The sequence below is a fragment of the Actinosynnema sp. NPDC059797 genome (assembly GCF_042732085.1).
GTDB lineage: Bacteria > Actinomycetota > Actinomycetes > Mycobacteriales > Pseudonocardiaceae > Actinosynnema.
The window spans coordinates 1-12059 of record NZ_JBHWIE010000225.1; the positions used below are offsets into that span (position 1 = coordinate 1).

Annotated in this window: 13 protein-coding genes; 6 read left to right on the forward strand and 7 right to left on the reverse strand. The window is 74.3% G+C overall.

Annotated features, from left to right (window positions below):
- A partial coding sequence (locus ACFV4N_RS31655; protein WP_499676303.1) for a chitinase occupies nt 1-1432 on the reverse strand: 1432 nt, incomplete at its 3' end.
- Nucleotides 1433-1639: 207 nt separating this feature from the next.
- On the opposite strand from ACFV4N_RS31655, the gene ACFV4N_RS31660 reads away from it, so the two are divergent.
- The gene (locus ACFV4N_RS31660) at nt 1640-1774 is read left to right on the forward strand and encodes a DUF3072 domain-containing protein (RefSeq protein ID WP_499676314.1); all 135 of its coding nucleotides are present in this window, start codon (nt 1640-1642) and stop codon (nt 1772-1774) included.
- A gap of 28 nt (nt 1775-1802) precedes the next feature.
- Here the strand turns inward: ACFV4N_RS31660 and ACFV4N_RS31665 are convergent, their stop codons facing one another.
- The gene (locus tag ACFV4N_RS31665; RefSeq protein ID WP_499676304.1) at nt 1803-2015 is read right to left on the reverse strand and encodes a hypothetical protein; all 213 of its coding nucleotides are present in this window, start codon (nt 2013-2015) and stop codon (nt 1803-1805) included.
- Nucleotides 2016-2172: 157 nt separating this feature from the next.
- Here ACFV4N_RS31665 and ACFV4N_RS31670 point away from each other — a divergent pair, with 157 nt between their 5' ends.
- From ACFV4N_RS31670 to ACFV4N_RS31690, 5 genes are all read left to right on the forward strand, one after another.
- A complete protein-coding gene (locus ACFV4N_RS31670) occupies nt 2173-4632 on the forward strand; it encodes an ABC transporter permease (RefSeq protein WP_499676305.1) in 2460 nt (819 codons plus the stop codon).
- A complete protein-coding gene (locus ACFV4N_RS31675; protein WP_499676306.1) occupies nt 4625-5290 on the forward strand; it encodes an ABC transporter ATP-binding protein in 666 nt (221 codons plus the stop codon). Before ACFV4N_RS31670 ends, ACFV4N_RS31675 begins: the two co-directional genes overlap by 8 nt.
- Nucleotides 5287-5934, forward strand: coding sequence for an ABC transporter ATP-binding protein (locus ACFV4N_RS31680; protein ID WP_499676307.1), 648 nt, complete (start codon nt 5287-5289; stop codon nt 5932-5934). The genes ACFV4N_RS31675 and ACFV4N_RS31680 overlap by 4 nt, the downstream gene beginning before the upstream one ends.
- A gap of 141 nt (nt 5935-6075) precedes the next feature.
- Nucleotides 6076-7119, forward strand: coding sequence for a GDSL-type esterase/lipase family protein (locus ACFV4N_RS31685; RefSeq protein WP_499676308.1), 1044 nt, complete (start codon nt 6076-6078; stop codon nt 7117-7119).
- A gap of 203 nt (nt 7120-7322) precedes the next feature.
- Nucleotides 7323-8060, forward strand: a complete 738-nt coding sequence (locus ACFV4N_RS31690; protein ID WP_499676309.1) for a phosphotransferase — start codon at nt 7323-7325, stop codon at nt 8058-8060.
- Here the strand turns inward: ACFV4N_RS31690 and ACFV4N_RS31695 are convergent.
- The 5 genes from ACFV4N_RS31695 to ACFV4N_RS31715 all read right to left on the reverse strand — a co-directional run bounded on the left by ACFV4N_RS31695 (nt 8050) and on the right by ACFV4N_RS31715 (nt 11885).
- Nucleotides 8050-8724, reverse strand: coding sequence for a histone deacetylase (locus ACFV4N_RS31695; RefSeq protein WP_499676310.1), 675 nt, complete (start codon nt 8722-8724; stop codon nt 8050-8052). The two genes, ACFV4N_RS31690 and ACFV4N_RS31695, sit on opposite strands and share 11 nt — an antisense overlap.
- On the reverse strand, nt 8721-8975 hold the full coding sequence (locus ACFV4N_RS31700; RefSeq protein ID WP_499676311.1) for a hypothetical protein: 255 nt from the start codon (nt 8973-8975) through the stop codon (nt 8721-8723). The genes ACFV4N_RS31695 and ACFV4N_RS31700 overlap by 4 nt, the downstream gene beginning before the upstream one ends.
- A gap of 7 nt (nt 8976-8982) precedes the next feature.
- A complete protein-coding gene (locus ACFV4N_RS31705) occupies nt 8983-9564 on the reverse strand; it encodes a GNAT family N-acetyltransferase (RefSeq protein WP_499676312.1) in 582 nt (193 codons plus the stop codon).
- A 76-nt stretch (nt 9565-9640) separates the two neighbouring features.
- Nucleotides 9641-10912 (reverse strand): dihydrolipoamide acetyltransferase family protein, encoded by a 1272-nt coding sequence (locus ACFV4N_RS31710; protein WP_499676313.1) that lies wholly within the window; start codon nt 10910-10912, stop codon nt 9641-9643.
- Nucleotides 10905-11885: an alpha-ketoacid dehydrogenase subunit beta gene (locus tag ACFV4N_RS31715; protein WP_499676315.1), complete on the reverse strand. Its 981-nt coding sequence runs from the start codon at nt 11883-11885 to the stop codon at nt 10905-10907. Before ACFV4N_RS31715 ends, ACFV4N_RS31710 begins: the two co-directional genes overlap by 8 nt.
- Between the last annotated feature and the right edge of the window lie 174 nt (nt 11886-12059).

Here is a 12059-nt window from a genome sequence, read left to right on the forward strand (position 1 = left end):
GGCCCGGGTAGACCGCCTTGGGCTTGTACGTGCCGCAGTTCGAGCCCTTGGTCAGGCAGTCGAGCGTGCGGTGCACCTCGGCCACGGAGGTGAACCCGTTGCCCGCGTTGACGCTCGCGGGCAGGCCGATGGCCACCTGGTCCGGCCGGAGGCCGGGGAAGACCTTCGTCGCGTCGCCGCGCACCGGGAACCCCGCCAGCACCATGTCGGCCATGCTGATGTGGAAGTCGTGGCCGCCCATGAAGTGGTACTGGTTGTCCAGGCCCATGATCGGCCCGGAGTTGTAGTGCTGGACGTGCAGCAGGGTCAGGTCGTCGCGCAGCGCGTGGATCACCGGCAGGTACGCGCCCGCCCGCGGGTCCGCGCCGTTGCCGCCGCCGTAGTGCTGGTAGCCGACCTGCACGAAGAACGTCTCCGGGGCCATGGTGAGCACGAACCGGCTGCCGTAGCGGGCCTTGAGGGTCTTCAGCGCCTGGATCAGGTTGACGATCACCGGGGTGGTGGGCGCGCGGAAGTCCGTGTCGCCCGCGTTGAGCGACAGCGAGTGGCCCTCGAAGTCGACGTCCAGGCCGTCGAGGCCGTACTTGTCGATGATGGCCGAGGCCGACCGGACGAACGCGTCGCGCGCCGCCGCGGTGGCCAGCTGCACCTGCCCGTTCGCGCCGCCGATGGAGATCAGCACCTTCTTGCCCTTGGCCTGCTTCTCCCGGATGCCCGCGATGAACTCGGCCTCGGACTCGACGTTGGGGCACTCGGCGACCGGGCACTGGGCGAAGCGCAGGTCGCCGGAGGTGGCGGAGGTGGGCTCGGCGAAGGACAGGTTGATGATGTCCCAGTCGTCGGAGACGTCCTTCATCCGGATGTAGCCGGAGCCGTTGGCGAAGCTGGCGTGCAGGTAGCCGACCAGGACGCGCTTGGGCAGGCCGCCCTGCGGCGGTGTCGTGGTGGTGGTCGTCGTCGGACCCGTCGTGGTCGTCGTCGTGGTGGTGGTCGTGGTGGTGGTGGTCGTCGTCGTGGTGGTGGTCGTGGTCGTGGCGCCCTCGCACGAAGCCCCGTTGATCTTGCAGTTGGCCGGGACCCCGGTGCCCGAGGCGTTGAACCCGAACGTCACCGTGGCGCCGGGCGCGATGGAGCCGTTGTACTCGCGGTTCGTGAACGCGTAGCGCCCGCCCGAGCCGGTCTGCAACGCGTCCCAGTAGGCGCCGACCGACGTGCCGGCCGGCAGGTCGAACTCGACCCGCCAGCCCGTCACCGCGGCGCTCGTCCCGTTCTTGACGGAGAACTGCGCGGTGTAGCCGGTGTCCCAGCTCGACGTCTTGGTGAACGTGGCGGTGACCGAGGCGGCGTAGGCGGGTACGAAGCTCACCGCCGCCGCTCCCACCACCAGCGCGGCCACCGCCGCCACCCTGGCGAACAAGACCCTGCGCGACATCGTCGTCCCTCCCAGCGGTGGCGGCCTCCAGGTCCCGAAATTGGACTAGACCATGCCGCGTGGTGTCAACACCTTCGGCTGATGGGGGGCGACGGTTGGGCCGTCCGCGCAGCGGGTACCTCGAACTCGCGTTCGAACGAAGGGAGACTCGACGTGAACCGCACGCCGGAGAAGGACCCCAGTGACTGGACCACGGGCGACGAGCCGATGACCGGCCCGCAGGAGTCCTACCTGGGCACGTTGGCGCAGGAGGCGGGCGAGGAGGTGCCGGAGGGCTTGACGAAGGTCGAGGCGTCCCAGCTCATCGACCGGTTGCAGGACAAGACCGGCCGCGGTCGGTGACCGCGGCCGGGCGGGCGGCGCGGGGACGTCAGTTCCCGTCGTCGCCGTCCTGGTCGTCCCCCTGGTCACCCCCGTCCTGGTCACCGTCCTGGTCGCCGTCGCCGTCCTGGGTGTTCTCGACACCCGGCCGGTCGTCGTTCTCGTTGTCGCCGCCGTTCTCGCAGCCGGCGCCCAGCGTCAGGAACAGGGCCGCGCCGCTCGCCAGCACGGCCAGCGACTTCTTCACCGCGTTGAGCTTCATGACCACCCCTTTACCCAGTCGGCCGGGAACGAACCGTTGTCCGGTGCACGAGCGGTGACGCCGACAACACGGACGGTTGTCCGGAGGTTGTCCGGGCCGTGAACGGCCTTCGGGAAATCCCCCTTGCGCGGACCGCCCGCCGATTACCGTCCTGCACGTGCAGGTACCGTGGAGATCCGCCCCCCGCGCCGCCCTGTCCAGCCCGCTGACGCTGCTGGTCAGCCTCGTGACGGCGCTGCTGCTCAGCTTCGTGGTCGCGGCGGCCGTCATGCACTCGGCCGCCTCCGGGAGCGCGGCCGTCGACTACCAGCAGGACCGGTTGTGCGCGGAGGCGCTGCACCCCTCGGTCGAGTCCGCCGTCGACCACCGGCAGGTCGCCGGCGCGGTCGACGCGATCACCGGGCTCGTCGCGGACCACCCGACGCTCATCGGCACCTACACCAGGGAGCGGCGGACCGACTTCGGCGGCGCCCTGACCCTCGCCAAGTTCGGCTACCGGGAGGGCGCGACCGACCACCTGAAGGTCCTCGAAGGCGGCGCCAAGGACGGCCTGTGGGTGCCCAAGAGCATCGCCGACACCGTCGGGGTCCGGGTGGGCGGGCGCGGCATGGGCGGGCGGCTGCCCCCGGTGACCGCGATCTACGAGGACGTGCGCGACCCGCTGCCCGAGTGGTGGTGCTCGGAGCGCCACTTCGTCGTGCCCAACGTGCTCGACCGCGACGAGCTGGCCACCACCGTGGTGTGGATGCCGAGCTTCGAGTCCTTCGCCGCGCTGCCCGAGGAGGTCGGCGGGCCCACCGACGTCACCGTCCGCTTCCCGGCCGACCGGCCGCGCACCGTCGACGAGGCGCGGGCCCTGCTCACCGAGGGCACCGCGCGGGTTGAACCGCTCGAGGACTTCGGCCGCGTGGTCTCGCCCCTCGTGCTGCCCGTGGAGAACGCCGCGCAGACCGCGGTCAACGTGCGTTCGGCGATCCTGGGCCTGGTGCTGATCAGCGTGCTCATCGGCCTGGCGGGCGTCGCCACGGTCACCGTGCAGTGGGCGCAGCGGCGGCACCAGGAGCTGCGCCTGCTGTGGGTGCGCGGCGCCGGACCGGCCGCCCTGGGCGGGCGCGCGGTGCTGGAGCTGGGCCTGCCGCTGGTCGTCGGCGGCGCGGCCGGGCTGGGCGTGGCGCGGCTGCTGCTGCCCGTCTACGCGCCCTCGGTCGTGCTGCCGCCCGGCACCGGCCGGGACGCGGCGGTGGCCGTGCTCGCGGTCGTCGCGCTGAGCCTGGTCGTCACCGCGGTCACCGCCGCCTTCCGCGCGCACCGGTCGTTCCAGGCCGCGGCGCGCGGCCACCGGGTGCGCCGGGTGCTCGTCGCGCTGCCGTGGGAGCTGGTCACCGCGGGGCTCGCGGCGTGGGCGTGGGGCCGGGTGCAGAACAGCGGCCTGGCCACCACCGAACGGGTCGGCGGCCTGCCGCGCATCGACGCGGCCGCCCTGGCGTTCCCGCTGCTCGTCGTGCTCACCGCGGCGCTGCTGACGACCCGCCTGGCGCGCTGGGCGCTGGCCGCGTCGCACCGCGCCTCGCTGTGGTCCAAGCCCGCCGCGCAGCTCGCGATCCGCCGGCTCGCCGCCGCGGCCGGGCCGGTGACGGGCGTGCTGCTGGTCGGCGTGCTGGCCGTCGGCACCATCGCGGTCGGCACCGCCATCGCCGACTCCCAGCGCACCGCGCTGGAGGACAAGTCCGGCATGTTCACCGGCGCGAACAGCGTCGTCCAGGTCCGCCCGGACCTGACCGAGCTGCCCGAGCCCCTGCGCGGCACGGCCACGATCGTCGGCTTCGTCAAGCTCCAGGAGCGGACCGCGCTGGTCGTGGACCCGCGGACGTTCCGCGACGGCGCGTACCCGGTCCCGTTCGACTTCGACCCGGCGCTGCTGGCCGAGCCGCTGCGGGTCGGCGACGCGCCAGACCGCGAGATGGCCCTGCCGGGGCTGCCGCCGCTGCGACCGGACGCGCACGTGCCGTCGTTCCCGAAGCTCGGCGAGTCCGGCTGGGTGGTGCCGGTGGACCGGATCGAGGACCGCAAGGACGTCGGCTCCTGGTACGTGTGGTCGAGCAGGCCGCTGGGCGAGCTGACCGAGGCGCTGGCGACGGCGGACGTGCCGTACCGGCACGGCACCGAGAAGGCCAGGGCGGTGCAGGGCCTGCCGTTCCTCACCATCCGGTGGACGTTCGGGTTCGTCACCGCCATCGGCGTGGTGCTCGCCGTGGTGGCCTCGATCGCGCTGCTGATGGCGGTGGAGGTGCGGCGGCGGCAGAACGCGGTGTCCGGCGCGTTCAGCACCCGGATGGGCCTGCGCCCGGCGGCGCTGCTGCGCAGCCACCTGCTGGAGCTGGGCGCGCTGGCCGTGGCCGCGGTCGCGGTCGGCCTGTCCGCCAGCGCGGTCAGCAGCGGCTTCACCGTGCCCAGGCTGGACCCCGCGCCGCGGCTCACCCCCGTGCCCGAGGTGCCCGACCCCGTGCCGCTGCTGGTCGCCACGGTCGGGGGCAGCGTGCTGGTGGTGCTGGTGGCGGCGTGGATCGCGGTGCGCTCGGTGCGCTCGGCGAGGATCGGGGAGTTGATCCGTGGCTGAACACGTGTTGCGGCTGAGCGGGGTCGGCGTGCGCTACCGCACGCCCGCGGGCGAGGTGACCGCCGTGTCGGACGTGTCGCTGGAGGTGCCCTCCTCCGGGATCACCGTGCTGGCCGGGCCGTCCGGGTCGGGCAAGTCGACGCTGCTGCGGGTGCTGAGCCTGGTGGAGCGGCCCACCTCCGGCGGGGTGGAGCTGCGCGGCGCGGGCACCGCGCGGCTGTCCAACCGGGCGCGGCGGGCGTTGCGGCGGCGCGAGGTCGCCCTGGTGTTCCAGAACCCGGCCGACAACCTCGTCGGTCACCTGGACGTGCGCGACAACCTGCGGGCCGCGGCGCAGGCGGCGGGCCACGAGGTCGAGGTGGACGAGCTGCTGGCGCAGCTGGGCCTGCCCGGCACGGCCACCTGGAAGATCCCGTCCCTGTCCGGCGGGCAGCAGCAGCGGCTGGCGTTCGGGTGCGCGCTGGCGCGGCGGGCGTCGGTGGTGCTGGCCGACGAGCCGACCTCGCAGCTGGACTCCGCCTCGGCGGACCTGGTGCTGGAGACGTTGACCGACCTGGCCGCGCGCGGGGTCCCGGTGGTGGTCGCCTCGCACGACCCCCGGCTGATCGCGCTGGCGCACACCAGGTTCGAGCTGAGGAACGGGGTGTTGGCGGCGTGACGGTGTTGCGAGCGGTAGGGGTCGAGCGGACGTTCGTGCACGCCAGCGGCCCGGTTCGGGTGCTGCGCGGGGTCGACCTGGAGGTGGCGGCCGGTGAGCTGGTGACGCTGTCCGGGCCGTCCGGGTCGGGCAAGAGCGCGCTGCTGAGCGTGCTGGCGGGGTTCGACCGGCCCGACGCGGGCGCGGTCGAGCTGTGCGGCGAGGTGCTGACCTCGCCGCCGTCGTGGAAGGCGTGCGCCCTGCTGCCGCAGGCGCTGGGCCTGGCGGGCGAGCTGACCCTGGCCGAGAACGTCGCCCTGCCCATCCGGCTCGGCCGGACCGGCGGCGACCTCGGCCGCGTGACCGGGCTGCTGGCGGAGCTGGGCATCGCCGAGCTGGCCGACCGCTACCCGGGCGAGGTGTCGTTCGGGCAGCAGCAGCGCGCCGCCCTGGCGCGGGCCGTGGTCTGCTCCCCCGCCGCGCTGCTGGCGGACGAGCCCACCGCGCACCTCGACCGGCACAGCGCGCCGGCTGCCGTGCGGGTGCTGCGCCGGGCCGCCGACGAGGGCGCGGCCGTGCTGGTGGCCACGCACCACGACGAGGTGCACCGGGCCGCGGACCGCACGATCACGCTCGTGGACGGGCGGGTGGCCGCTCCGGCGTGAGGCGACTCCCGGCGTGAGGCGATTCCCGGCATGAGGCGGCCCCCTGGCTTGAGGCGGCCCCGGCACGAGCGGTTCTCGGCGTGAGGCAGCCCTCGGCGTGAGCGGTTCTCGGCGGGGTGCGAGTCGGTAGGATGTGGATCGATGTTGCGTCGACTCGTGGCCGTCACCCTGGTGTTCCCGCTGATGGCCCTGCTGCTGGTGGTCAGCGACTCCCCCTACCCCCCTCTCCCGGGTCCGCCGCGCGACGCGCCCAGGGCCATCGTGGCCATGGGCGACAGCACCATGTCCGGCGAGGGCGCGGGGTCCTACGAGCCGGGCACCGACGGCGAGAACGGCAACTGGTGCCACCGGTCGACCGAGGCCTCGGTCCACCACACCCCCGTCGACGGCGTGGACCGGGTGTTCAACCTGGCCTGCTCGGGCGCGAACGCCGAGCAGGTCGGCATCACCGACCAGGTCCGCAACACCGAGGGCTCGCAGGCGCGGCGGCTGGCCGAGATCGCCCGTCAGTACCGGGTGTCGGTCGTGGTGGTGGCCGTCGGCGCGAACGACGACCCGCGGTTCGCCGACGTGCTGGGCGCGTGCCTGCGGGCGTGGGTCGAGCGCCGCACCGACTGCGCGCGCACCATGGCCGACGAGTGGAAGGCCCGCGTGGAGCGGATGGCGCCGAAGGTCGAGGAGTCGTTGCGCGACATCCGGCAGGTGCTGCAGGACGAGGGCTACACGCCCCGCTCCTACACCCTGGTGCTCCAGTCCTACGCCGCGCCGGTGGCGCCCGGGCTGCCGGTCGACCTCCAGAACCTGGCGGGCTGCCCCCTGCGCACCGGTGACCTGGAGTGGGTGCGCGACCACGCGGTGGCCGACCTGTCGGCGGCCCTGCGCCGGGTCGCCGTCGAGGTCGACGCCAGGTTCCTGGACCTGTCCCGGGCGGGCGACCGGCGCGAGGCGTGCGTGGGCGGCTCGCGGCCCGAGCAGGAGTGGTTCACCCGGCTGACGGTGGACTTCGAGGGGCTGCGCGACGCCGAGCGGGCCAAGCACGCGCTGCAGGAGTCGTTCCACCCCAACGCGCGCGGTTACCGGCAGTTCGGTCGGTGCATGGGCCAGTTCCTGGCGACCTCCGCGCGGTCGGCGTCGTGCGTGGCGGACGACGACGGCAACCTGGCCGCGGTGCCGGACCGGGACTGACCGCCGAGCCACGACCGGTTGCCGGGCGGGCCGCCGGGCAGGGACCAGGCCGCCGGGGCGAGCCGGGGCAGGGCGGGCCGGGGCAGGACGAGCCGGGGCACGGCGGGCCGGGGCGGGGCGGGCCGAACCGTTGGGCCAGAGCCGACCACCGAGCCGGGACCGGTCGCCGGGCCTGCGCCGGCCGCGCCGGCAGACTGGTCGCCGTGGAGTTCGCGGGTGGGTGGGACAGCGTGGCCGTGCTGGTCGGGCGGTGGGTGGAGCGCCGCCCCCGGCGGCCCGACGTCGAGGCGCAGTTGCGACGCGAGGTCCGGCTGATGCCGTGGCTCGCGCCGCGCCTGCCGCTGGCCGTCCCGGTGCCGGAGCTGGTGTCCGACGAACCGCTGGTCGTGCGGCACCTGCTCGTGCCCGGTGAGCCGACCGCCGGCGCCGACCCCGCGCACGGCCGGGCCCTCGGCGAGTTCCTGCGGGCGCTGCACGCGACCCCGTCCGCCGGGGCCGCGGACCTGGGCGTGGCGCGGGCCGACCACGACGACGCGCTGGACCGGTTCGCCGCGGAGGTCGTGCCGCTGCTCCCCGCCGAGCGGCGCGCGTCGGCCCGCGCCCTGCTCGACGCCGCCCGTGACCTGCCCGCCGACACCGTGGTGCACGGCGACGTGGGCCCGGAGCACGTGCTGGCCGACGACACCGGCCTGACCGGCGTCATCGACTTCGGTGACACCCACCTCGGCGACCCGGCCATCGACCTGGCCTGGGCGCTGCACGGCGCGGCCCGCCCGTTCGCCGACGCGGTGGCGGAGTCCTACGGCGCGACCGGCGAGCAGCGGGAGCGGGCGCTGGTCTGGCACCGGCTGGGTCCCTGGCACGAGGTCACCCACGCGTTCGACACCGGCACGTCGCCGGCGGAGGGCGTGGAGGGGGTCCTCGACCGGCTCAGCCCTTGAGGCCCGGGGAGCCCTTGGAGCCCGGGGAACCCTTGAGACCCGGGGAGCCCTTGAGCCCCCGCAGCAGGTCGGCCACTTCCGCCTCGGTCCAGAACGGCGTGGCGGCGGCGAGGTAGGTGGCGACCCGGTCGACGCCCCAGCCGTGCGCCTCGGCCAGTCCTCCGCCGATCACCTCCAGGTACGACCCGGAGGGCTTGGTGTGCTCCACCTCGTCGGCGCGCCACGGCGCGGTGAAGGTGAGCGCGGGGTGCCCGTCGTGGTCGCCGAGGTGGAGCAGGGTCTCGTAGCGGCCCTCCCCCACCGCGTGCCGCCCGTTGGCCACCACCCCGGTCAGGTCGAGGTCCGCGCCGGGCTCGCGGTACATCTCCTGGGCGGCCACGTCGCCGAACTGCTCGGACGTGATCAGGTAGGCGCGGGCGGCGGCCGTCCGGGGCAGGTCCGGGTCGTAGAACGCCCGGCCGCCCAGCCAGACCGGCGACTCGGTGGCGAAGTAGACGCCGCCGGGGACGGTCAGCGGGCGGGTGGCCGCCGGTGGGCTGGTGTCGCGGCAGCCGGGGCAGCCGCGCAGCGCGCCGACCGGCGTGCCGCCGACGAGGTAGCGGGTGAAGCGGTCGGCGCGCATGTTGGACCCGTAGCTGACGTACCAGACCCGTTGCGCGGTCACAGGCACAGCCGGCACGGGCGGGCCGCCGGGTGCTCGGACTCCAGCTCCTCCCTGGTGCCGACGAGCTTGACGTAGCTGCCCACCCACGTGGTCCCGTGCGCGGGCGTGCCGTTGATGGTGCGGCAGGTCGCCCGGTGCAGGACGAGGTTGTCCGGGTTGAGGCTGCGCTCGGCGTTGATCACGTAGTGGTCCTGGTGACCGGCCAGCCAGGTCTCGTAGGCCCCGCTGTCCACGATGAACCTCTCGATCATCGGGACATCATGCGCCGTTCGCCCCCGGTCGGCTGTCCGCCATTCGGTGCCACTCGTCCTCCAGGATCGCGTAGACGAACTCCTCCCCCCACGCGCCCTTGAATATCTCGCCGTGGCGGAAATGCGCTTCCCGGCGCATCCCCAACCGCTCCATGACCCGCCACGACGGTTCGTTGAACGCGTCGCACGACGCCACGATCCGGTGCAGGCCCAGGTGGTCGAAGCCGAGCCGGAGCACCGCGAGGGCGGCCTCGGTGGCGTAGCCGCGGCCGTGGTGGTCGGGGTGCAGGATGTAGCCGACCTCGCCCTGGCGGTGGTATTCGCTCAGGTATTTGAGCACCGCCTCGCCGATCACCTCGCCGTCCTTCTCGATGGCGAGCGAGAGGGCGTCGCCCTCCCGCTCGGGCCACGTCAGGGAGGTCTTCTTGACCAGGCTCTCGGCGGTCTCCTCGGCGGTGCGGGCCTCGTGGTAGAGGTAGCGGTTGACGTCGGGGCGGGACTGCCACGAGTGCAGGGCGGCGTGGTCGGCGGCGGTGAACGGGCGGAGGGCCAGGCGGCGCGTCCGGACGGGGTAGTCGGGCTTGCTCACACCGGTCAACCTACGTCGGCGGCGGCCCGGCGTCGCGTGGTTTCCCGGTGCGCCACCGGGTTGGCCCTCCCCCGTCCTACAAGTCGGCCAGGGCGGTGACGGGCGATTCCACGCAGTCGGCGACGAACCGCAGGAACCCGCCCGCCGTGCCGCCGTCGCACACGCGGTGGTCGAAGGCGAGCGTCAGCTGGGCGACCTTGCGGACGGCCAACTGCCCGTCCACCGCCCACGGCCGGTCGATGATGCGGCCGAGGCCGAGGATCGCCGCCTCCGGGTGGTTGATGATCGCGGCCGAGCCGTCGACGCCGAACACGCCGTAGTTGTTGACCGTGAAGGTGCCCCCGGTGAGCGCGGCGGGCGACAGCCTGCCCTCGCGGGCGGCCGCGGTGTGGGCGGCGATCGTCGCGGCCAGCTCGGCGGTGGTCGCCGCGTGCGCGTCGCGGACCACGGGCACGACCAGGCCGCGGTCGGTCTGGGCGGCGAAGCCGAGGTGGACCTCGTCGAGGACCACCACCTCGTCGCCCTCGACCCGGGAGTTCAGCTCGGGGAACTTCTTCAGGCCCAGCACGGTGAACCGGGCCAGCAGCGCGAGCAGCGACACCGACGGCATGGCGGCGCGGGCGGCGAGGAAGTCGGTGGCGTCGACGTCGACCCACACGGTCGCCTCGGGGATCTCGCGCCGCGAGGTGGCCAGCTTCTCCGCGACCGCGCCGCGCAGGCCGCGCAGCGGGATCCGGCGGCCGGGGCCGGAGGCCGGCGAGGAGGAATGGGACGAGGAGGCCGGGGGTGAGGAGGCGGAGGTCGGGGACGCGTGGGCCGGGGACGAGGGGGCGGGGGTCGTCCCGGTGCGGGCCAGTTCGCGTTCCACGTCCGCGCGGCGGATCACGCCGCCGGGGCCGCTGCCCTCGATCCGGTCCAGGGCCAGGCCGTGCTCCCGGGCCAGCCGCCGCACGATCGGCGAGATGACCGCCGGCGCGGCACCCGGCGGTCCCGGGCGTTCGGCGCGGTGGTCCTGGGCGTCCGACGCGCGCCGGCGGGAGCGGCGGCGGCGCGGGGTGTGGGTGGTGCCGTAGCCGATGAGGACGTTGCCGGAGTACTCCGAGGACTCCGGGGCGGGAGGACCGACGGAGAGGAGCACGGAGCCGACGGCGAGCTTCTCGCCCGGCTCGCCGTGCCGGGCGCTCACCACGCCCTCGAACGGGCACGGCACCTCGACCAGCGCCTTCGCCGTCTCCACCTCGACGACGGGTTGGTCGATCGACACGTGGTCGCCCACGGACACCAGCCAGTTGACGATCTCGCCCTCGGTCAGGCCCTCGCCGAGGTCGGGCAGCCGGAAGTCAGGCACGACAGCCCCCCACGACCTCGTCGTCCCACTGCAACCGGGCGATCGCGTCCAGGATCCGGTCCACCGACGGCAGGTGGTGGTGCTCCAGCTTCGGCGGCGGGTAGGGGATGTCGAACCCGGTCACCCGCAGCACGGGCGCGTGCAGGTGGTGGAAGCACCGCTCGGTGACCCGGGCGACGACCTCCGCGCCGTACCCGCCGAACCCGGACGCCTCGTGCACCACCACGGCCCGACCGGTCTTCACCACCGACGCGCACACGGTCTCGTCGTCGAACGGCGACAGCGACCGCAGGTCGACCACCTCGACGTCCCAGCCCTCCTCCCGCGCCGCCTCGGCGGTCTCCAGCGCGGTGGCGACCATCGGACCGTAGGCGATCAGCGTCACGTCCCGGCCGGGTCGCCGCACCAGCGCCCGGTCGAAGTCGACCCGGTCGGCGCTCAGCTCGCCCTTCGCCCAGTACCGGCGCTTGGGCTCCAGGAAGATCACCGGGTCCGGCGAGTCGATCGCGTCGCGCAGCAGCCGGTAGGCGTCGTCCGGGGTGCCCGGCGTGACGACCCGAAGACCGGGCGTGTGCGCGTAGTAGGCCTCGGAGGAGTCGCAGTGGTGCTCCACGCCGCCGATGCCGCCGCCGTAGGGCACGCGGATCACGACAGGCAGCCCCACGCGGCCCCTCGTGCGGTTGCGCATCTTGGCCAGGTGGCTGGTGATCTGCTCGAACGCGGGGTAGGCGAACGCGTCGAACTGCATCTCCACCACGGGCCGCAGGCCGTTCATCGCCATGCCGATGGCGGTGCCGACGATGCCGGACTCCGCCAACGGCGTGTCGAACACCCGCGACTCGCCGAACCTCGCGGCCAGCCCGTCGGTCACCCGGAACACGCCGCCCAGCGGCCCGACGTCCTCGCCGAACACCAGCACGCTCGGGTCGGCCTCCAACGCGTCGGCGAGCGCCTTGTTCAGCGCGCCGGCCAGGGAGAGGGTCACGGGCGAGTCCTGGGCGGTCCTGGTGGCGGGAGTGGTGGCGGGAGTAGTGGCGGGAGTGGTGATGGGTGCGTTGGTGGGAGTGGTGGCGGGCGTGGTCATGCCAGCTCCTCCCGTAGCGCGGCGGCCTGGGCCCGCAGGTGCGCGGTCCTGGCCGCGTAGACG